This window comes from Streptomyces sp. NPDC104814 (genome assembly GCF_055583185.1).
In genome coordinates this window covers 138,060-158,626 of record NZ_JBVJOL010000014.1, presented here as the reverse complement: position 1 = coordinate 158,626, position 20,567 = coordinate 138,060, and the positions used below count along the sequence as shown (strand labels likewise).

Genomic DNA, 20,567 nt, shown 5'->3' with positions numbered 1-20,567 from the left:
GCACGCCGGCGGGAAGGCCCTCCAGCGTCGCGACAAGTGCGGGACCATGGGACTCACCCGCGGTCAGCCAACGCAGCCTGCTCAACGATGCTCCTTCGTCTTGTCGGTCGTGACGGCGCAAAAACGCGTGGACAGGTCGCCCCGCAACGGGACTTGCAGCCCCCCGAGCGGGTCATGGCGGGTGCAGACGGCGGTACGGCCGCGGAGTCAGGGGAAGGCCTGGCCTGGGTTCGGTGCCGCAGGTCAGGTTGCTGCGGCCGCGCAACGGCCGTGTCACCGCGGCGCGTTCACGCACCGGGGACGGCTTCGCGACGCACCGCCGCACATGTTAGTGCCACCCCCGCCGAGGCCTCGGTGTGCAGCAAACTGCACCACAGCTTGCTGCACTCGGCGGTGATGGCGGACGGTCCGTCCCGGCGGGCAAGCTGCTTGTCGTGCGTTCCCGCGGCGTCACCGGCTCGTCCGGGGCGTTCCGACATTGACCCCAGGGCTGCCCGTAGCCCCTTCCGGCCGAGGGAAACAGGACTCATCATGCCCACCGCCACCGCGCTCTGCCTGCCCGCCAAAGGAGCACCGTTCACGCTGACCGCTGTCGAACGGCGCCCGCTGCGCCCCGACGACGTCCGGATCGACATCGCGTTCTGCGGTGTCTGCCACACCGATGTGCACTTCGGTCACGACGACTGGGGCGGCACGCTCTTCCCCCTCGTGCCCGGACACGAGATCACCGGAGTCGTGTCGGAGGTCGGTGACGCGGTCACCGCCTTCGCTCCGGGGGACCGGGTGGGCGTGGGCTGCATGGTCGGTTCCTGCGGTACGTGCGGGCCTTGCGGGTCCGGCGAGGAGCAGTACTGCGTCGAGGGCTTCGTCGCGACGTACTCGGCCCGCGACCACGACGGATCGGTGACGCAGGGCGGCTACAGCCGCTCCATCGTCGTCGCGGAGCGCTTCGTTCTGGCCGTCCCCGACGCGCTCCCACTGGACAGCGCGGCGCCGCTGCTGTGCGCGGGCGTCACCGTCTACTCACCCCTGCGCCGGCTGCGGACGGGGCCCGGCACGAGGGTCGGTGTCCTCGGCATGGGCGGCCTCGGGCACCTCGGCGTGAAGATCGCCGCGGTCATGGGTGCCGAGGTCACGCTGCTGGGCCGCTCGCCCGAGAAGAAGAACGACGCCCTGGCGTTCGGCGCCACGGAGTTCGTGGACACGCGAGACAGTGCCCGGGTCGCGGCCCGGCAGGGCCGTTTCGACGTGCTCCTCAACACGGTGCCGGCCCCCCTCGACCTGGATCTGTGGCTCGGACTGCTGGACGTCGGGGGGACGCTCGTCAACGTCGGGGCACCGGCCGATCCGGTCGCCTCGTACAACACGTTCTCTCTCCTGAGCGCCCGACGCGCCATCGTGGGCTCCTCCATAGGCGGCATCCGCGAGACGCAGGAGATGCTCGACTTCTGTGCCCGGCACGGCATCGTCGCGGAGATCGAGCGCATCGCGGCGGCACGGGTCGCAGACGCCTGGGAGAACCTGTCCCGCGCCCGCTACCGGTACGTCCTCGACATCGCCACACTCGGCGCATCCTGACCCGCAGCGCGGGGCCGCCATGGGCCGTCCGCCCCCGCAACGCCCGCAGCGCCCGCAGCGCCCGCGACCCGGCAAGGCGCCAGGGGCGGCAGTCATCACCCACCCGAACACCGGGTTCCTCCACGGCGGTTCGACGGAAGGCCGCCACCTGCCCGGCCGACTCCGCGCCGTGGCACCTCTCACCGGCGCCGGTGTTCCAGCCGGTTCCGTCTCGCGTGTTCCCCTCCCGGGCCGGTGCCCTCGCCGTTCGCCTCGTCACCGGACCACAGGCCGTCCGGTCCGGCCCGGTCATGTCCGGCCCTCTTGCGGCCCGGTTCCAGTCCCCGCTCCTACGCAGTAGCCAACGGAGGCATATCGCATGTCAGTCCAGCGAGTTCCCGTCCTTGTCGTCGGTGGCGCCTACACCGGGCTCACCACGGCCCTGAGTCTTGCCGCACGCGGTGTGCGCCCGCTCCTCGTGGAGCGGCGTCCCGGCGGCTCCACGCTGCCGAAAGCATGGGGTCTGAACACCCGCTCGCAGGAACTCCTGCACACCCTGCCCGGTGTGCGCCGGCGTCTCGAAGCGGCCGTGGGGGACGCCCAGTGGCCTCGCATCAGCCACGGGACGTGCCTGGCCGATCCGCAACGGCGCTTCCTCGACCCGGAGGACGGGCAGCCCGACCCGCGCCGGCTGTCCGCGGTGCCGCCGCTCGCATGGATCTCACAGGCCCGGGTCGAGGAGATCCTGCGGTCCTGCGCCCAGCAGGCCGGCGCGGAACTGCGCCACGGTACCGAGATGGTCGCCGTCGCCCAGGACGACGAGAAGGTGACCGCGACGCTCCGTGAGGTGTCCACGGGCCGCGAGTACACGGTCGAGGCGGACTATCTGGTGGCGGCCGACGGCAACACGAGCCAGGTGCGGGACATGCTCGGCATCGCCGTCGAAGGCGGCGGGACGATCGGCCACATGTACATCATCACGTTCGAGGCCGACCTGACGCGGTACGTGAAGAGGGGGGCGGTCGAGGTCATCGGGATGCCCGGCAGCGGTTCCAGCTTCATCCTGGACGGCTCCGAGCGGCACACCCTGTGGGTCGACTACTTCCCCGAACGCGGCGAGACCCCGGAGGACTTCACCGAGGAGCGCTGCCTGGAGCGGATCCGCAGCGCCATCGGCGACCCCGGCATCGGCGTCACCTTCGTCAACGCCCGGTTCTTCCCGATCAACCACAAGCTGGCCGCACGGTTCCGCGACGGCCGGGTGTTCCTGGCCGGCGACGCCGCGCACGCCTGCCCGCCCAACGGGGGACAGGGCGGCAACCTCGCCATCCAGGACGCCTACGACCTGTCCTGGCGGCTGGCACTGGTACTCACCGGGCAGGCCGGGCCCGGCCTGCTGGACACGTACGAGACGGAGCGCCGCCCTGTCGTCACCATCACCGTGGAGCGCGAGGTGGAACTGGCGAAGATCTCCGAGGGCCGCGTGCCCGCCAGCTACAACCCGGCCGATCCCGACGCTCCCGTTCCCATGCCCAAGGAGTACCTGGGCTTTCGCTACCACTCCGCGGCGGTCCGCACGGAAGCCGGGGACGACGGCAGTCTCCAGGAGGACCCGTGGCATCCCACCGGGCGTCCCGGCGGCCGCGCCCCGCACGTCGTTCTGACCGACGGCACACGGGAGTTGTCCACGCACGACCTGTTCGGCCATGGTTTCGTGCTGCTGGCGGGCCACGAGGCCGGCGACTGGGTCATCGCCGCGGAGAAGGCCGCCGGCACGCTCGGGGTCGGCCTGGACACCTACCGGATCGGCGAGCACCTCGCCGATCGCGACGGCACCTGGTGCGACCTCTACGGTGTCGGACCGACGGGTGCGGTGCTGGTCCGTCCCGACGCGGTGGTCGCCTGGCGCAGCCCGAAGGCAGTGGATGATCCGGAGGGCGACTTGACGGCAGTTCTCCGCGCGATACTCGCGCGCTGACCGGCCCGCAGGCGCGGAAGACGGCGCCCCGGCAGCCGACGGCCGCCGGGGCCCGCGCGGTGAAGGGCCGCAGGGCCGCTCCTCCGGATGCCGAACCCGGCAGGGAATTCCGGAATCCTTCCGGGTGCACGCCCGTCGCGGTCGTACGCCGGTGTGGGCTGACACGCCTGCCGGCCTGGTGCGGACGGTGCCGACACGCCTGCCGGCCTGGTGCGGACCGTGTGGTCGCCACCAGGCCGGCAGGCCCTTGCTCGATGCCGGCAGCCCTCGAGGGCCGCCGGACGCCGGCTCAGTTCATCCGGGCGGTGACGGGTTCCGCCTCGCCCGAACCGGCCAGGAGCATCTGGTCGCGCACCATCCAGCCGGCCTGGAAGCGGCTCTCGGCCCCCAGTTCACCGAACAACTCGGCGATGTACTTCCGGCACGTGCGCACCCCGATGCCCAGACGCCTGGCGACCACCTCGTCCTTGTAGCCGGCCGCCAGCAGCCGGACGATCGCCGTCTTGGTCTCCTGGGTCAGGCACTCCGGAATCCGGTTGTTGCCGCCCGTCCGCTCGAAGACGGCACTGCTCGCCCAGGCGCTCACCACCATGTGCACCATGAAGTCCACCAGCGCCTTGTGCTGGATCATGTGCGCCCTGTCCGTGTCCTCGTCGTCGAAGAGGAAGGCCACGGAACGGTCGAACACCAGCAACGGCGGCAAGGACGCGGCGGTGGTGCGCACCTCGCCGCCCGATGCGAAGATCCGCTCGGTGCAGTCGCGGACCTCCGCGTCGTACCGGGACAGGTGGGGGAGGAGGACCCTTACACCGACCGTGGGTGCCATCGGGTCGCCGTCCCGGCACACCACGTCCCGGGCGAGCGCGGCGATTCCCCGGCTCAGTGGCTGCACGGCCAGGACCTCCTCGGTGCAGCGTCCCGCGGCGACCGCGAGGGCGTCGCGGATGTCGGGCGTGCCCTCGATGGTGACCACGGGGGCGACGCCTTCCCCTTCTTCCTGGGCGCAGAGGCCGCTGAGGGCGTCGAGCTGGGCGCGCAGGCCCTCCAGTTGGGCCTGCCAGGCGTCGATGACGCCCGAAAGCGGCTTGGCGTAGTGGAGTCTGACCATGTCGGGGTGGACCGCGGTCCAGTCGCTGCGGTCCGTCTCGTGGGACCGTGCCAGTTTCATCCGGCTCAGCCGGGACAGCACTCGCTCGGTCTGGCCCGCGCCCCATCCCAGGCTGTTCGCCACTCTCTCGGGTCGGGCCCCGCCGCTGGTGATCAGGAACCGGTAGGCAGCCAGTTCCTCGTCACCCATCCGCGGAACGATCGGGTCGACGTCCATGTATCCCCCTCACCTGCTGCGGCAACGGTGGAAAAATCATAAACACGAGAACACTTATAAACGCAAGTACAGTTTTTACTCCGACACCTTGGCGGTCGAAGGTGTTGAATGTCCGCTTTGTTCAGTGTCTGAAGCGGGTTTACAGGACGACTTGGAGGGCATCCCAGGCCATTAATGGCCTGGAGTGTATTTTTTTGGTCTCGCCCTGATGGATCGTCTGACGCGCCTGGAAAGCCTGGAGTCACACATGCGTACTGAGCTGTCGACGCCGACGCCCCTCGCGATCGTCGGCATGGGATGCCGGTTACCGGGCATCGAGAACGCCGACGGCCTGTGGGACGTCCTCATCACCAACGCCGACACCGTGACCCCGGTCCCGCGCGACCGCTTCGACGTCGAGCGCTGCTACGACGCCTCTCCCATGACCCCCGGACGGACCGTCTCCCGGCACGGCGGCTTCCTCGCCGACCCCTTCGGATTCGACGCGGCGTTCTTCGGAGTCTCGCCCGCCGAGGCGCGCGTCATGGACCCCCAGCAGCGGCTCCTGCTCCACGTCGTGTGGGAAGCCCTCGAATCGGCCGGAATACGCCCCTCCCGCCTCGCGGGCAGCCGGGGCGGCGTGTTCGTCGGGCAGGCGACCTCCGAGTACGCGGACACCGCCCCCCGCACCGACGAACCCGACGTGCACGGCATGGTCGGCAGCCGGCTGCGCGCCGTCACGGCCGGCCGCGTCTCCTACGCCCTCGACCTGCGCGGACCGAGCGTCGTACTCGACACGGCCTGCTCCTCCTCACTGGTCGCCGTGCACGCCGCCCGGCAGAGTCTGCTCACCGGCGAGAGTGACCTGTGCATAGCCGCCGGCGTCAATCTCATCCTGTCCCCGCACGACTCCATCGCCTACTCCCAAGGGGGCATGCTCTCGCCCGCGGGCCGGTGCCGGTTCGGCGACGCCCGAGCCGACGGGTTCGTCCGCAGCGAGGGGGTGGGCGCGGTCGTGCTCAAGCGACTCGACGACGCCCTGCGGGACGGCGACACCGTGCACGCGCTCCTGCTCGGCAGCGCCGTCACCAACGACGGCACCGGCAGCGGACTGCTCCTCCGCCCGTCCGTTGAGGGCCAGGCCGACATGCTGCGCGAGGCCTGCGCCAGCGCGGGCGTCAAGCCGTCGGAACTGGACTACGTCGAAGCCCACGGCACCGGAACCCACGTCGGGGACGAGGTCGAACTCCGGGCGCTCGCCGAGGCGGCGGGTCAAGGGGCGAGCGGGAGGCCGGTGCTCACCGGATCGGTCAAGACCAACATCGGGCACGCCGAAGCCGCGGCCGGCATCGCGGGACTGATCAAGTCGGTGCTGATCCTCAGGCACGGGGTCATCCCGGCGTCGCTGCATGTGGAGGAACCGCACCCCCTCCTTGCCCAGGAGGGCTTCCCCGTGCGTGTGGTGACCCGCAACCAGTCGCTGAGTCCTTCCGGGCCCCGCGCCCTGCTCGGTGTCAGCAGCTTCGGCCTGTCCGGCACCAACGCCCACGTGGTCATCGGCGCCCACGCTTCCGAATCCGGCGCCCACGCTTCCGAATTCGGCGGCCACGGTCGCCGATCCGGCGCCCGCCCGGCCTCCGGCGCCCCCCGTCGCGCCCCGGGTGCCCGCCCGGCCTCAAGCCTCGCGGAACCGGCCGACGCCACCACAGCCACAGACGCCACAGCCACAGACGCCACAGCCACAGACGCCACCGCCACCGCCACGGACACCGGAACCCACCTCCTGGTCCTGAGCGCGCGAACAGAAGGCTCACTGCGCCGACTTGCCGCCCGCTACGCCGACTACCTCGGCCCCGGCGGGGCCGGGCGCAGCCACCGTCTGCGCGACATCTGCGCCGCCGCGGCCCTGGGCCGTGACACGCACCGCCACCGCCTGTGGGTCGTGGGGGACGACCACGACTGCCTGTCACGGCGGCTGCGAGCGCTCGCCGACGGCGAGACGATCCCCGACGGGGGGACGGCGGACGCGGGCCCCGCGGGCGACCGGCCGACCGTTTTCGTCTTCTCCGGGCAGGGCGCGCAATGGGCGGGCATGGGCCGGGCGCTGTACCGCTCGGCACCGGCCTTCCGGTCGGCGCTGGAGGCGTGCGACCGGGCCGTGCGCAAGGAGCTCGGCTGGTCGGTCGTGGACCGGCTGACATCCGGCACCGAGCTCCCCACGGACGTCGACGTCGTCCAGCCCGTCCTGTGGGCCGTGCAGGTGGCCCTGGCCGCCACCTGGCGCGAACGCGGCGTGCAGCCGTACCGGTGCATGGGACACAGCATGGGAGAGGTCGCGGCCGCGTACGTCTCGGGCGCCCTGTCGCTGGAGGACGCGGCGGCGGTGATCTGCCGGCGCAGCCGGCTGATGCAGCGCACGGCCGGACAGGGCGGCATGCTCGTCGTCGAGCTTCCCGCGGACCGGGCCCGCCGGCGCGCCGAGCCCTACGGCGACGCGGTGTGCGTGGCTGCCGAGAACGCCCCCACCGTCACCGTGCTCGCGGGCGACCCGGCCGCCCTCACCGCGCTCGGCACCGAACTGGAGCGGGACGGCGTCCTGTGCCGCCCCGTGAAGGTGAACGTGGCCTCCCACTCGCCGCAGATGGACGCCGTGTGTGAGGAACTGCCACGGGAACTGGCCGGACTCTCCCCCTCGCCCGCGGGGACCGGCATGGTCTCCACCGTGGACGGCCACGAAGGCGACGCCCCCGTGCTCACCGCAGGCTACTGGGCCGACAACCTGCGCCGCCCCGTGCGGTTCGCCGGCGCCCTCCGCACAACGGCCCATGAGACCAATGCCGTCTTCCTGGAGGTCGGCCCGCACCCCGTCCTCCTCGCCGCCATGGACGACACTCTCAGCGCGGCCGGCGCAGACGCCTCCGCGGTGGCGTCACTGCACCGTGCGTGCGACGAGCCCGTCGAACTCGCCCGGGCGGCCGGACGGCTCCACGCTCATGGCGGGCACGTGGACTGGCGGCGGTGGTACGGCGACGGCCCGCGGAACGTGCCGTCCCTCCCCACCTACTCGTGGGACGCCGTTCAGTACCGGCACGAACCGGCCGGCCCCGCGACGTCCCCCTCCACCGACGCCCTCCACGTACGGCAGATCGACCTCGCGGCATGGGGCGCGACGGCCGACTGGGGCGACGGCGTGGCCGTCCACGGGATCGCGGCCGTGCCGCCCGTCGCCTACCTGGCGGCGATGCTGGAAACGGCACAGGAGGCCGACCCCGGCGCGCCGTGGGAGCTGCGCGACGTGCACCTGGGTGACGAGTGCGTGCCTGTCGACGCCGCCGGCGACACGATGCTGCACGTCGCGGTGGAGGAAGACCCGCAAGGAGACCCTGCGGCCCGCTCCGTGACCGTACGGGCCTCGGTGCGGGGAGCCGCGGACCCGGTGCTGTGCGCGTCGGGACGAGTGGTCAGGGCGGACACCGGCGACGCCGAGCCCTCGGCCCCCGCCACCCTGGCCCCCGACGCCCTCGACGCCGCTCTCGCACGGTGCCGCACCTACGTAGGAGGGCGGGACTTCCTCCTGCTGGCACAACGTCACGGACACGACATCGCCGAGCCGTTCCGCGGGGCACAGCAGGTGTGGCGGCGCGACGGTGAAGCCGTGGCCCGTGTGCGGTCGGCGAAGCCCCTCCCGCACGTCGGCTGGGAGACGGGGCTGCAGACGATCCTGGCGGCGCGCCCCGGAGCCGCCTCGGGCCAGGACGACGCCGCCCATGTCCCCGTGTCCTTCGGCGCGGTCCGTTTCCACGCGGAACTGGAACCCGAGTTCTGGAGCGTGGCCACCGTGCGGGCCGAGAACAGCGGCGCCTTCCTCGAGGCCGACGTCGTACTGATCGCCCCGGACCACCGTGTTCTGGCACGGTTCTCCGGCATCCGTCTGCGGCGCCTGACGGGGGCGCCCCGCGCAGCCCGCCCCCTGGAACAGTTGCGCACGCTGCTGCCAGCCTCGGCCCTCCCGCTGACCCATGTGCGCTCGCTCGTGCCGGCTCTCACCCGGCGGTGCGCGTCGCCGCTCACCCGTCTGGCAGGGAAGGTGACGGCGGCGTTCGGCGGTGCTGCCGGCACGCAATACGCCCGCATACCGCCCCACGCCGTCGGACAGGGGCAGGCGGGCGTGCTCGCCGCCACGGGCCGGGCTCGTCCCCGCCCGTCCGCGCCCTCCTCCGGCCGTCCGGATCGGGAGGGGCCCGCGCAGACGCTCGTCGCGCAGTCCGCGGCACTGCTGGGGATGCGGCCTTCGGACATCGACGAGCGGCTGTCCCTGCGGGACCTCGGCCTGGACTCGCTCATGGCGACCCGGCTGCGGCTGCACCTGCAGCGCAGTCACGGCACGGACATCACCGCCGGACGCCTCCTGGGTGCCGAGAGCATCGCCGACCTGTGCGAGGACTTGACCCGGCAGGGCGCGCACAGGTAGCGCGCACGGCGCGGGACGCGCGCGTCCGGCCCGGGTCGGCCCGCGAGCAACCGACGCCCAACCGTTGCCGTGCGACGACGGAGCGTTAAAAATGAACCGTGGTATAAAAAAGCTCGCCATGCATGATGATGCTGCCCGAGGGGGCCGACCGGACCTCGCTTCCGCCTCCTTCGGGCATGCCGCCCGGGCTCATCGAGTCCGCGGACCAGGCACGAACAGGAGGGACGGAATGGACTCGCGCGCGACAACGACGCCGCCGCCGGTCGGCCGCCGGGAACGCAACAAGCAACGGGTCAGGGAACGTCTCTACCTGTCCGCGATCGAGCTCTTCGTGGAGAAGGGGTACGACCAGACCTCCATCGACGAGATCGCGGAACGGGCCGACGTCGCGCGCGGCACCTTCTTCAACTACTTCCAGCGCAAGGAAGACATCATCACCGCCTGGGGGGAGAGGAGGCGCGCGGCGCTGGTGACCGGACTCGACGAGGACTCCGTGCCGACGCCCGATTCGGAGGCGCGGCTACAGCAGTGCATGGCGGTGCTGGCCCGCATCAACCAGGAGGAACCGCAGCTCACCACCGCCATGCTCACCGCCTGGGTGAAGGCGGGCCGGCCGATACTGGAGGAGCCCTACGTCGCCGAGGTGTTCGCCAGGATCGTCGACAGCGGTGTGCGCCGGGGTGAGCTGAACCCCGGAGTGTCGCCGATCGTCGTCGGCAACGTCCTGCGTGACGTCTATCTAGGCGCCCTCTACCGCTGGGCCAACCGCTCCTCGGAGACGACCGGATCACTGGGCGGGGAACTCCAGCAGATCCTGCGCCTCCTCCTCGACGGGATGACCGGCCCGGCCAGGGCCTGACCCCCCACGCCCAGCGGTCAGTAACCTGCGATCACAAGATCTGTGATGCCGCCCGACCCCCTGGACGGGGAGGCCGGTCCACCGTCTCCCCGTCACACCGGTCGCGCCCAAGTCCGGAAGACTCGCATGACGAACGGTGCTCCCTCGGGATAGTCGGCAGGATCGCGAGTCCGTCGGCGTTCGCGGCAAACGCCGGAGAACTCCGGCGCCGGGTCGGTGCGCCCCCCGAGGAGAGCGGAACGAGATCGCCTGCTGTCTGCGCTCCGGCACCCCCAGAGTTCATCGCCCACGGCAGCGCCCGCCGGTGGATCGCTCCGATCCGCTCCCGTGGCGAAGACCTCCGGTGTGGTGGAGGTGTCCAGGCCTGCACCGCACGGAGGTCTTCGTGTCCCACGGCTCGTTCCATGCAGACCAGTTGCTCCCGCTCGTCCCACGACTCCGTGACGGTGAATCCGAGCCGCTCGTACAGGGCGATCGCTCCCACCCGCCACATCCACACCGACAGCCGAACCGCGCTGACGCCGCTTTCCGCAGCATGCACGAGCGCGGCGCTGACCAGGCTGGACGCGACGCCCCGCCCCCGGAACGCCGGGTCCGTCCAGAGCCTCTTGACCTCGGACCGTCCGTCAACTGAGGCGGTCACCACCAGGCAGCCCACCGCGGTGTCCCCGCTCAACGCCAGCAGCACGACATCGTCAACGAACACGGCCTGCGGATCCGCGATCTCTGTCCGGTAGCGGTCCGGCAACCCGTCCACACCGGCGACGGCCTCACCCTTCTCGGCCTGCGTCTGCAGATGGTAGGCCGCCAGCAGATCTGCCGGCCCATCCTGAACGGAAGGCGCCTGGTCTGGCCAGCGGACGATGGCAATCTCGGGCTGATCAGTCATGGCGTGAGCATCGCATGACACATACCCGGGCCAGAACAAGCGTCCTGATCCACATTCGGTACGCCCCCTGAAGAGTGCTCCTGCGGCGTGCTGGTGGGCCCGGACCACGGTGGAGTCGACCGACACGGTCCAGCCGATGTCATCGACGGCATCAGTTGCCGCGAGGACGGCGGCGAAGATCTTTTTCCAGGTTCCGTCGACGGCCCACCCAATCAGGCGTTTGTCAGCGGTCTGGAACGAGCCGAGTTCGTCGGGGAGGTCCCGCCCAGACATGACGGTTACGATCTACGGCTGGAGTACTAGGCTGCACGCAATCAGCAACGGCGCGACCGGCAAAGTGGTGTTGGAGCACCCGGGCATCCAGGTGGGGGCGGACTACCCGGTACCGGGGACCCTGCTGTCGGCCGCTGTTTTCTCTCGCACTCGAAAGGTGCTGAATGACCTTCCTGAGCAGTGCTGCTCCTCGCTTCTCCGCCGTAGCGGGTCCTGGCGCGGAGCTTGATCAGATCTTGGCCCTGAGTTCCGTTGAGCCCGTGTGGCGGCTGCCTGCCGTTGCCTACCGGGACGAGGCCGCCCAGCGTATGTACCGCCCGGAGTGGACCTGGGCTGCCTGGGGGCCGGACGGCAGGGTTCTGGCTCGCGCCCTGTGGTGGGGGCAGAGTGACAGCGTGCACCCGATCGCCCTCGACTGCCTTGCCGTAGCCGACGAGGTTCCCGTGACCGAGCGCGCGGCACTGGCCGCCGCGCTCCTCGATGCGGGCCATCAGGCTTTCCGTGAGGCGGGCGCCGAGACGCCGCCGCTGTACAACCTCATGAAGCTGCCCGCCTCGTGGCGCGACGATCCCGAGCACGTCCCCGCCGTGGCCTGGCGTCGCGAGGCGGCCCACCGCGCGGGCCTGAGCGTCGAGGTGGAGCGGCTGCAGCTCGAGTGGACGCCGCAGGATCCGCTGCCCGCCGAGCCCGAGCATCTGGTGTTCTCCCCGGAACCGGACGACGAGGTCTTTCTCCAGGCGATGCTGCGGGTCGCCGAGGGAACACTGGACGCCCACACCGTCGAGAGCGAGGCGGCCATGGGACGGGAGGCTACCGCCCGGGAAAGCCTCCAGTTCTACCTGGACCGTCCCGGTAAGCGCGAGTGGTGGCGTCTCGCGCACACCCCGGACGGAGCCCTGGCCGGCCTGGCGATCCCGTCGGCCACTCCGTACAGCCGCAACGTCGGCTACCTCGGTGTCGTCCCCGAACTGCGCGGCCGCGGCTACGTGTCGGAGATCCTCGCCGCCATCACCCGCTTTCAGGCCGACGACGGCGCGGAACGCATCACCGCCACGACCGACCTCGGCAACCGCCCGATGGCGGCCGCCTTTACTCGCGCCGGATACCGCACGACGGAAGTCCGATTCATCTTCTCTGCTCCGCTGGGCCGGTAGGGCTGGACCGATACGGCCGGGTCCTCGACCGTCGCCGGTGCCGCGGGGTCGCGGCCGTCGGCCGGAGGACAAGCTCACCTACAGCAGGGCCAACCGGCTGCAGGGCCCCGCTCGCGTCCCCCGTCGGACCGAGCGTGCTCGTCACCGTGGCACATCGGCCCCCGTCAAGCGCTCCTCGACGAGCCCCAGTGCACCCGGTCCGAACCGCGCCGCCACGGGCACTCGATGCGCGGGAGACCAAGGGCGCGTGAAGGAAGCGCGCCGGGCCGGTGCGGCCGCCCCAGCCGGGGGAACCGCACCGGCCCGGACCGGCCGTCGTCAGTGGGAGGCGAGGAGTTCCAGCGTGTCGATGACGCGGTTCGAGAAGCCCCACTCGTTGTCGTACCAGGCGACCACCTTGATGTGGCGGCCGTCGACGCGGGTGAGGGCCGAGTCGAAGATCGACGAGGCGGGGTTGCCGGTGATGTCGGATGACACGAGCGGGTCCTCCGAGTACTCGAGGATGCCGAGCAGCGGCCCCTCCGCCGCGGTCCGGTAGGCCGCCAGCACCTCGTCGCGCGTCACGTCGCGGGCGACCGTCGTGTTCAGTTCGACGATCGAGCCGACCGGCACGGGGACGCGGATCGAGTCGCCCGACAGCTTGCCGTCGAGGTTCGGCAGCACCAGGCCGATCGCCTTGGCGGCGCCGGTCGTCGTCGGCACGATGTTGACGCCGGCGGCGCGGGCGCGACGAGGGTCGCGGTGCGGGCCGTCCTGCAGGTTCTGCTCCTGCGTGTAGGCGTGCACCGTCGTCATGAATCCGTGCTCGATGCCGGCCAGTTCGTCGAGGACCGCGGCCAGCGGCGCGAGCGCGTTGGTGGTGCAGGAGGCGTTGGAGACGATCGTGTGCAGATCCGCGTCGTAGGCATCGGTGTTGACTCCGAACGCGAGCGTGACGTCGGCACCCTCCGACGGTGCGCTGACGAGCACCTTCTTCGCGCCTGCCTCGAGGTGGGCGCGGGCCGCCTTGGCGGAGGTGAAACGGCCGGTGGCCTCCAGGACGAGGTCCACGCCGAGTTCGGCCCACGGCAGCTGCGCCGGCTCACGCTCGGCCAGCACCGTGATCCGGCGGCCGTCGACGACGAGGGCGTTCCCGTCGACGGTCACCGGACGCCCGAGCCGGCCGGCCGTGCTGTCGTAGGCGAGCAGCCGGGCGAGCGTGGCGGGCTCCGTCAGGTCGTTGACGGCGACGACCTCCAGGGCGCTGTCGCGCTCCAACAGCGCGCGCAGCACATTGCGTCCGATGCGGCCGAATCCGTTGATGGCGATACGAGTCATGAGTGGTGTTCCTTCCCTTCGCCACCAGGCTCGCTCGCTGCTCGTGCCATCGACAGTGGCGGGATCGCCATCGTTCACAAGGATCTCGCCACACGGTGCCGGGCGGGTCACTCGCCCCGGGTGAAGGTGCGCCGATACTCGCTCGGCGTGGTACCGAGGATGCGCTGGAAGTGCAGCCGCAGGTTCGACCCGGTGCCGAGCCCGACGTCCGCCGCGATCTGCTCGACGCTGCGCTGCGAGCGTTCCAGCAGTTCGCGGGCGAGGTCGACGCGGGCGCGCATCACCCACTGCATCGGCGTGTAGCCGGTCTCCTCCACGAAGCGCCGGGAGAACGTGCGCGGCGAGACCCCGGCCTGACGGGCCAGAATGCCGAGAGTGAGGGGCTCACCGAGCCGGTGCAACGCCCACTCGCGGGTCACGGCGAACCGCTCACCGAGCGACTCGGGCACGCTGCGCGGCACGTACTGCGCCTGCCCGCCGCTGCGGTAAGGGGCCGCAACCAGACGCCGGGCCGCGTGGTTGGACGCGGCCACGCCGAGATCGCCGCGCAGGATGTGCAGGCACAGGTCGATGCCGGAGGCGGCGCCGGCCGAGGTGAGCACGCTGCCCGCATCGACGAACAGCACATTCTCGTCGACCTGGACGAGCGGATGTCTGGCCGCGAGCGCACGCGTGTAATGCCAGTGCGTCGTGGCGCGCCGGCCGTCGAGCAGGCCCGTGGCGGCGAGCGCGAAGGCGCCCGTCGAGATGGCGGCGAGCCGCGCGCCCCGGTCGTGGGCGGCGATCAGCGCCGCGACGACGGCCGGCGGCGGGTCGTCGCGGTCCGGGTGCCGGTAGCCGGGGACGAAGACGATGTCGGCCCACTCCAGCGCCTCAAGCCCGTGAGTGACGTGGTACGCCAGACCGTCGCCGCCGGTCACGAGGCCGGGCGTCGCCCCGCACACCCGCACTTCGTACGGCATGCTCGAGCGGGTCGTGAAGACCTGCGCGGGAATCCCGACGTCGAGCGGTTTCGCACCCTCGAGCACGAGGACTGCGACGCGATGCAGGCGAGGTGAGGACACAGCGAGAGCGTACGCGGACCACCGCCCGGAAGACGGTGTGGACCGCTCCGAAGCAGACCGCCCCCGCCCGGCCCGGAACAACCCGGTGACTGCCCGCGGCCACCCGGATTTGGTCCGACATCTGATCGCCGACCTGCCGAGGCGCCACTCCTGGACGGCTCCCGTCCGATCGAAGGCCGACTCACGAGAGACGTTGCGGATGGCGGTCAGCAGCGCGGGTGTAGTAGAGCTCGTCGGTCAGCAGTACCGCCCACCGGTTCTGGGCGGGGGAGAGCCACATGCCGGTGCCGGTAAATCCGTAGTGGACCCAGACGGCCTGTTCGTCGGTGTTGCCGGGAGTCGGGTGCCCATCTGCTGCTACGCCGAGGGGGAGGAGGCGGTGGGGGAGGTGACCGAGGCGGACGGGCGGCCCGGTCACGGTGTGGCTAGGAGGACTTCGGCCATGTGAACCTCCCCGCCCAGTGGGCCCAGGCCACCAGGACCATCAGGACGGCCGGCAGCCCGCCCAGCACCATCACAGTGGACGGCGAGGAACGGTCGAGGACGGCCCCTCCCACCAGGGCCCCGATGGAGATGGTGGCCTGGAAGGAGGCGGTGAAGAGGACTGAGGAAGCCTCGAGGGAGTCGGGGGCGGCCTTGGAGAACCATGTCTGGGAGCAGACCGGTACCGCACCGTACGCGACGCCCCAGAAGGCCAGCAGCGCCACCGCGCCGGCGTCCGACTGTCCCAGGACGGGCAGGAGCAGGGTCGTGGCGGCGATCAAGGCCGCCGCCGCGGCGAAGGTGGACCGCGGAAAGCGACCCACCATGGATCCGCCTAGGAAGTTGCCGGCGATCCCGGCCGCACCGTAGATGAGCAGGTAGATCGTGATGAGACCCGAGCTGACGTGGGTCACCTGCTCCAGGAAGGGGGTGATGTACGTGTACGTGCCGAAGTGGGCGAGCACTACGAGGAAGGTCATGACCAGCGCGAAGCGCGTGTTGACGCTTAGGAGCATGGCGCCGAGGACATCAAGGCGCGTCGCCTGGTCGGAAGGGAGGGGTGGGACGGCTGCGAGGAGCACCACGAGGACGGCCAGGGTGAAGCCGCCCATGACGAGAAACGCCGTACGCCAGTCCGCGGTGTCGCCGATGAACGTGCCCAGCGGCACTCCGAGTACGGAGCCGAGCGGTACGGCGGAGAAGATCACCGAGGTCGCACGGCTCGCGGACTTCGCGGGAACCAGCTGACCGGCGAGTCCGGCCCCGATGGACCAGAAGCCGCCGATAGTGATGCCCACCATGACGCGGGAGATCAGGACCAGCCAGTAGCTCGACGCGGCGGCGGCAAGGAAGTTGGCCAGCGACAGCAGAAGGATGAACATGCCCAGCATGACCCGCCGGTCGATGCGGCCTGTGGCCACCGTGACCACAGGGGCCGAGACCGCGGCGAGGAATCCTGGCATGGTCATCATGAGACCAGCCATTCCGTCCGAAATGGTGAAACTCGATCCGATCGACGTGAGAAGGCCGATCGGAAGGATTTCGGTCGTGACGATGGAGAAGATCCCCAGCATTACCGAAATGACGGCCAGCCAGGAGATGAAAGGCGAGCGGTCCGGTGATGCGGGAGATTGGACAGAAGGGGCGGTTGCTGTGGACATGAATCCCGTCCTGAGTTGGGCATCACATGGAGAGTGCGACCTCTAGTCCAGCAGGAACCGGCACCGTCTTCTGGCAGATTCTCGACGTCAACGACCGGCCCATGAGATGTCGGAAGTGGCCTGGGTGCGCACGCGGAGTCGCCCTCTCCAGTGTTCCGCAATCATGGGGCCGACCAAGAGGCCGGATGAGAACTTGCGGCGCCGGATGCGGCGCACGGCAGGCCCTGCTGTAATACCAAGCCGCACCGTCAGCGCGGACATATGTGCAGTGATGATGTGACTCTGCGACCGCCGTGTTCCGCGACGTTCTGCCCGACGCCATGGGAAGTCTTGGAAGCCTTGCCACTGCTCTCGTAATTGCCATCACGACTTGGCCGTCGGGTGAATTCAAGGCAGCCGACGATGCGGGCGGTCCGCTCAGGAAGTTCCTCAGCTTCTGGGACTCCGTTGTGTCGGCGCAGGCAGGCGGAGGCGGAGGTCGGTGGGGACGATGGCGTGGGTGCGGCGGCGGTCGAGGCCGTGGATGTCGAGGGCGAGGTGGGGTACAGCTCGGCGGCGTCGAGATCGCCTTGGCAGGAGAGGATCATGCCGGGCCGGGGGTGTCCACCCGAGCCCGCAAGATTCGGCGGGCGTGGCCTTCCGGCCGGCAGGCGTCGGCCGTGTGGCGAAGCGCCTCGGGAGGTGCCCGTCGGGTGTCCGGTGCGGGGCGCTGGGGTCAGGTCTGGGGCGCGTTCCAGTAGGCCCGGCCCGGCTCAGGGCGGTGTGGCGCGAAGAGCTGGGAGACGGTGACGGGGGTGAGGCCGCGCCGCCGCAGCCCGTCGATGATGGCCGGGACGGCCGGGACCGTTCCCGGGTAGACGTCGTGGAGAAGGATGATCCCGTTGCGCTGGGCGCCCTGGAGGATGCGGCTCGTGATGACCTCGGGGTCGTGGTCGCGGTAGTCCTTCGCCGACACGGACCAGAGGATCTGCGCGAGTCCGAGGGAGCGGCAGACCGCGGCGACGCGAACGTCGGTAAGCCCCTGAGGCGGGCGCATCAGGGTGGGGGCGCGGCCGGTGAGCTGCTTGACCTGGTCCTGGAGGGTGACGAGTTCCCGGCGGATTTCGGCTTTCGATGCGAGCGTCAGATGTCTGTGTGACCAGGTGTGGTTGCCCAGTTCATGTCCCTCGAACGCCTCCCTGCGGACGAGCTCGGGACGGACGCGGGAGTTCTTGCCGAGGAGGAAGAATGTCACGCTGACGCGCTTCGCCTTGAGGATGTCCAGCAGGTGCGCCGTATAGGGGCCCGGACCTGCATCGAAGGTGAGGGCGACGCACCGGACTTTGCGGCAGTCGACGGGCACCGGCCGCGCAGCAGCCGGAGACGGCGTCGCACTCCGGCCGGCTCGCGCAACGCCGGAGGAGGCGGGGACGGACTCGGCACGGGAGATACCAGTCGGTTGCGTCGATCCACAGCCGCCGATGACGAGGGCTGTGGCAAGGCCGGTCAACGACCGCGCAAGTCTGCGGAGAGCTGGCACCCTGCCACCACTATCAAAGCCATCACATGCATGGCACCCGACAGGCCAGGGTTGCGTCCGTCCGTACGCAGAAACGGTCCCTTCGGGTCATCGGAACCCCGCCGGAGCGCGCCCCGTCGCCCCCAGGGCGGTGTCCAGCGCAGGCTGGGCGTCCAAGGCCCTGAGAAACCGCCCTGCCATCACGCACTGGCGCCATCGACCAGACGGACCCCGGCCTGGGGTCCGCCCCGGCCGTCACGCACTGACGCGAACGACCAGACGGGTCGGCAGGATCAGCGGCGTAGGGTCCTGTCCGTCGAGGAGCGCCACCAGCATGCGGGCCATCTCCCGGCCCAGCGCCTCCACGGGCTGATGAACGGTGGTGAGCGGCGGGTCGGCGATCTGCGCGGCGGTCAGGTCGTCGAAACCGACTACGGCGACATCGGCGGGGACCTGCCGGCCCGCCTTCCGCAGCGTGCGCAGTGCGCCCGCGGCCATGTTGTCGCTGGCGGCGAACACGCCGTCCACGTCAGGGCGCTTCTCCAGCACTGCGGCCATCTCGGAGGCTCCGCTGGCCTCGGTGAAGTCCCCCTCCTGGGGCGGCAACGGCTCGAGCCCGGCGGCGAGCATGGCGTCCCGGTAACCCCGGTACCGGGCGCGCCCGGCCTCGGTGTCCAGCCGCCCACAGATCGCGGCCACACGAGTACGGCCACGTGAGACCAGATGCTCGGTCGCCTCGCGAGCTCCGCCGACGTTGTCGACGTCGACGTACCACCGAGGCGCCGAGCCGACCGGGCGTCCGCCGAACACGACGGGCATCCGCGCCTCCTCCTCGGCGATCCGTGTCAGGGGATCCTCCTCGCGCAGCGCCATCAGCATGACGCCGTCGGCACCCCTGGATCGCAGGAGTTCCGCCACCCGCTTGCGGCCCCGTTCGGAGGCGGCCAGGCAGAGCATCAGATGGAGTTCGGCCTCCTCCAGAGCGGCCGACGCCCCCGCGATGACCTGGCCGAAGAAGGGGTCGGCGAAGATGGCCGGGTCCTCTCCCGACACGACCAGGGCGGCCGCGCCCGTCTGCCGCGTGGCCAGAGCACGAGCGGTCGGGTTGGGGACGTAACCGAGTTGCCGGACGGCCCGTTCGACGGCCTCGCGTTTGGCGCGGCTGACGTGCGGGGCGTTGTTGAGGGCGCGGGAAGCCACGGAGCGGGAGACACCGGCGCGTTCGGCCACCTCGTCGAGCGTCGGCTGCCGACGCGGCCCATCTTCTGCCATGAACCCGGAGTCTTCCACAGGGCCGGGGGCCGACAGGTCACCGCCACCTGGTAGCGCTTCCAGTTCCTTGCCGCCCCCAAGCCCCGTTCGTTCCTCCAAGCCCAACGGCGCCACGCCTATTGACACTTAAACCAGCCCGCCCCACGATTGGGACCGCTTCCAGTGGGAGCGCTCCCAATGCAACCCATCCCCCAACTCCCTTGCCAGGAAACCGAGGTCCTGTGATGAGCCGCAGACTCCGCACCCTGGTGGCAGCGCTCTGCGCCCTGCCGCTGGCGCTCGCCGTCGCACCCTCCGCCCACGCGGCCGACCCCACCACCATGACGAGCGGGTTCTACGTGGACCCGGACTCCACCGCCAAGAGGTGGGTGGCGGCCAACCCCGGCGACGGCCGAGCCCCCGCGATCAACGCCGCCATCGCCAACACCCCGATGGCCCGCTGGTTCGGCTCCTGGAGCGGCACCATCGGCACCGCGACGGGGGCGTACGCGGGAGCCGCGGACCGCGCCGACAAGCTGCCCGTCCTCGTCGCCTACAACGTCTACAACCGTGACTACTGCGGCGGGCACTCGGCGGGCGGTGCCGCCTCGCCGTCCGCCTACGCCAGTTGGATCGCCCAGTTCGCGGGCGGCATAGCGAGCCGCCCGGCCGTCGTCGTCCTGGAACCGGACTCCCTCGCGGACTACGGCTGTATGACCCAGGCCCAGATCGACGAACGCGAGGCGATGCTCACCGGCGCCCTCGCCGAGTTCAACCGACAGGCCCCCAACACCTGGGTCTACATGGACGCCGGCAACCCTGGCTGGGCCGGCGCGGCCACCATGGCCCGGCGCCTGCACGAGGCGGGCCTCCGTCAGGCCCACGGCTTCTCGCTCAACGTCTCCAACTACTTCACCACCGCCGAGAACACCGCCTTCGGCAACGCCATCAACGCGGAACTCAGCGCCCGCTACGGCTACACCAAGCCGTTCGTCGTCGACACCAGCCGCAACGGCAACGGCTCCAACGGCCAGTGGTGCAACCCCGCAGGCCGCCGCATCGGCATCCCCACCCAGCGGGGCGGCGGCGCCGAGATGCTGCTGTGGATCAAGACGCCGGGGGAGTCCGACGGCAACTGCGGCGTAGGGACCGGCTCCACGGCCGGACAGTTCCTCCCCGAGGTCGCCTACAAGATGATCTACGGCTACTGATCCAGGTCCACCGCCGCCGCCACCGGCGCATCGGATCTCCGCGGGTGGCGGACGTCCGTCTCCACCACCGAATCGACCAGGAATCAGCCAAGGAAGCAG

General features: G+C 70.8%; 14 protein-coding genes and 2 pseudogenes. 7 read left to right on the top strand and 9 right to left on the bottom strand.

Annotation, left to right across the window (positions count from 1 at the left end; all coding sequences use genetic code 11):
* Positions 1-531 precede the first annotated feature (531 nt).
* Together ACZ64A_RS33935 and ACZ64A_RS33930 are read left to right on the top strand one after the other, a co-directional pair.
* Complete coding sequence (locus ACZ64A_RS33935) at positions 532-1,578, top strand: NAD(P)-dependent alcohol dehydrogenase (protein WP_469815776.1); 1,047 nt, start codon at positions 532-534, stop codon at positions 1,576-1,578.
* A gap of 358 nt (positions 1,579-1,936) precedes the next feature.
* Entirely contained in the window at positions 1,937-3,535 is a 1,599-nt protein-coding gene (locus tag ACZ64A_RS33930; protein ID WP_469815775.1) for an FAD-dependent monooxygenase, read from the top strand.
* Between the two features lie 289 nt (positions 3,536-3,824).
* On the opposite strand, the gene ACZ64A_RS33925 is transcribed toward ACZ64A_RS33930, so the two are convergent.
* Complete coding sequence (locus tag ACZ64A_RS33925) at positions 3,825-4,859, bottom strand: hypothetical protein (RefSeq protein ID WP_469815774.1); 1,035 nt, start codon at positions 4,857-4,859, stop codon at positions 3,825-3,827.
* A 247-nt stretch (positions 4,860-5,106) separates the two neighbouring features.
* On the opposite strand from ACZ64A_RS33925, the gene ACZ64A_RS33920 reads away from it, so the two are divergent.
* Positions 5,107-9,309, top strand: a complete 4,203-nt coding sequence (locus ACZ64A_RS33920; protein ID WP_469815773.1) for a type I polyketide synthase — start codon at positions 5,107-5,109, stop codon at positions 9,307-9,309.
* 229 nt (positions 9,310-9,538) lie between these two features.
* A complete protein-coding gene (locus ACZ64A_RS33915; RefSeq protein WP_469815772.1) occupies positions 9,539-10,168 on the top strand; it encodes a TetR/AcrR family transcriptional regulator in 630 nt (209 codons plus the stop codon).
* Between the two features lie 391 nt (positions 10,169-10,559).
* Here ACZ64A_RS33915 and ACZ64A_RS33910 read toward each other — a convergent pair.
* Together ACZ64A_RS33910 and ACZ64A_RS33905 are read right to left on the bottom strand one after the other, a co-directional pair.
* A pseudogene (locus tag ACZ64A_RS33910) lies at positions 10,560-11,057 on the bottom strand (GNAT family N-acetyltransferase); the annotation flags it as partial.
* Positions 11,058-11,120: 63 nt separating this feature from the next.
* A pseudogene (locus ACZ64A_RS33905) lies at positions 11,121-11,321 on the bottom strand (IS5/IS1182 family transposase); the annotation flags it as partial.
* 173 nt (positions 11,322-11,494) lie between these two features.
* Here ACZ64A_RS33905 and ACZ64A_RS33900 point away from each other — a divergent pair.
* The gene (locus tag ACZ64A_RS33900) at positions 11,495-12,484 is read left to right on the top strand and encodes a GNAT family N-acetyltransferase (RefSeq protein WP_469815771.1); all 990 of its coding nucleotides are present in this window, start codon (positions 11,495-11,497) and stop codon (positions 12,482-12,484) included.
* A 318-nt stretch (positions 12,485-12,802) separates the two neighbouring features.
* Here the strand turns inward: ACZ64A_RS33900 and gap are convergent, their stop codons facing one another.
* From gap to ACZ64A_RS33880, 4 genes are all read right to left on the bottom strand, one after another.
* On the bottom strand, positions 12,803-13,801 hold the full coding sequence (gene gap / locus ACZ64A_RS33895) for a type I glyceraldehyde-3-phosphate dehydrogenase (protein ID WP_469815770.1): 999 nt from the start codon (positions 13,799-13,801) through the stop codon (positions 12,803-12,805).
* 107 nt (positions 13,802-13,908) lie between these two features.
* Positions 13,909-14,865: a GlxA family transcriptional regulator gene (locus ACZ64A_RS33890; protein WP_469815769.1), complete on the bottom strand. Its 957-nt coding sequence runs from the start codon at positions 14,863-14,865 to the stop codon at positions 13,909-13,911.
* A 181-nt stretch (positions 14,866-15,046) separates the two neighbouring features.
* Positions 15,047-15,283, bottom strand: a complete 237-nt coding sequence (locus ACZ64A_RS33885) for a hypothetical protein (protein ID WP_469815768.1) — start codon at positions 15,281-15,283, stop codon at positions 15,047-15,049.
* A gap of 7 nt (positions 15,284-15,290) precedes the next feature.
* The gene (locus tag ACZ64A_RS33880) at positions 15,291-16,421 is read right to left on the bottom strand and encodes an MFS transporter (protein WP_469815782.1); all 1,131 of its coding nucleotides are present in this window, start codon (positions 16,419-16,421) and stop codon (positions 15,291-15,293) included.
* On the opposite strand from ACZ64A_RS33880, the gene ACZ64A_RS33875 reads away from it, so the two are divergent.
* On the top strand, positions 16,309-16,554 hold the full coding sequence (locus tag ACZ64A_RS33875) for a hypothetical protein (protein WP_469815783.1): 246 nt from the start codon (positions 16,309-16,311) through the stop codon (positions 16,552-16,554). The two genes, ACZ64A_RS33880 and ACZ64A_RS33875, sit on opposite strands and share 113 nt — an antisense overlap.
* Positions 16,555-17,223: 669 nt before the next feature.
* On the opposite strand, the gene ACZ64A_RS33870 is transcribed toward ACZ64A_RS33875, so the two are convergent.
* Positions 17,224-17,850 (bottom strand): polysaccharide deacetylase family protein, encoded by a 627-nt coding sequence (locus ACZ64A_RS33870; RefSeq protein WP_469815767.1) that lies wholly within the window; start codon positions 17,848-17,850, stop codon positions 17,224-17,226.
* Positions 17,851-18,261: 411 nt separating this feature from the next.
* Entirely contained in the window at positions 18,262-19,278 is a 1,017-nt protein-coding gene (locus ACZ64A_RS33865) for a LacI family DNA-binding transcriptional regulator (protein WP_469815766.1), read from the bottom strand.
* Between the two features lie 224 nt (positions 19,279-19,502).
* On the opposite strand from ACZ64A_RS33865, the gene ACZ64A_RS33860 reads away from it, so the two are divergent.
* On the top strand, positions 19,503-20,468 hold the full coding sequence (locus ACZ64A_RS33860) for a glycoside hydrolase family 6 protein (protein ID WP_469815765.1): 966 nt from the start codon (positions 19,503-19,505) through the stop codon (positions 20,466-20,468).
* Positions 20,469-20,567: the final 99 nt, after the last annotated feature.

Excerpts from the sequence above, each read along its gene's own strand:
- ACZ64A_RS33925 (WP_469815774.1), bottom strand. The coding sequence starts at position 4,859 with ATGGACGTCGACCCGATCGTTCCGCGGATGGGTGACGAGGAACTGGCT.
- ACZ64A_RS33860 (WP_469815765.1), top strand. The coding sequence starts at position 19,503 with ATGAGCCGCAGACTCCGCACCCTGGTGGCAGCGCTCTGCGCCCTGCCG.
- ACZ64A_RS33930 (WP_469815775.1), top strand. The coding sequence starts at position 1,937 with ATGTCAGTCCAGCGAGTTCCCGTCCTTGTCGTCGGTGGCGCCTACACC.
- ACZ64A_RS33880 (WP_469815782.1), bottom strand. The coding sequence starts at position 16,421 with ATGCTGGGGATCTTCTCCATCGTCACGACCGAAATCCTTCCGATCGGC.
- ACZ64A_RS33865 (WP_469815766.1), bottom strand. The coding sequence starts at position 19,278 with ATGGCAGAAGATGGGCCGCGTCGGCAGCCGACGCTCGACGAGGTGGCC.
- ACZ64A_RS33920 (WP_469815773.1), top strand. The coding sequence starts at position 5,107 with ATGCGTACTGAGCTGTCGACGCCGACGCCCCTCGCGATCGTCGGCATG.
- ACZ64A_RS33935 (WP_469815776.1), top strand. The coding sequence starts at position 532 with ATGCCCACCGCCACCGCGCTCTGCCTGCCCGCCAAAGGAGCACCGTTC.
- ACZ64A_RS33915 (WP_469815772.1), top strand. The coding sequence starts at position 9,539 with ATGGACTCGCGCGCGACAACGACGCCGCCGCCGGTCGGCCGCCGGGAA.
- ACZ64A_RS33900 (WP_469815771.1), top strand. The coding sequence starts at position 11,495 with ATGACCTTCCTGAGCAGTGCTGCTCCTCGCTTCTCCGCCGTAGCGGGT.
- ACZ64A_RS33875 (WP_469815783.1), top strand. The coding sequence starts at position 16,309 with ATGGTCATCATGAGACCAGCCATTCCGTCCGAAATGGTGAAACTCGAT.
- gap (WP_469815770.1), bottom strand. The coding sequence starts at position 13,801 with ATGACTCGTATCGCCATCAACGGATTCGGCCGCATCGGACGCAATGTG.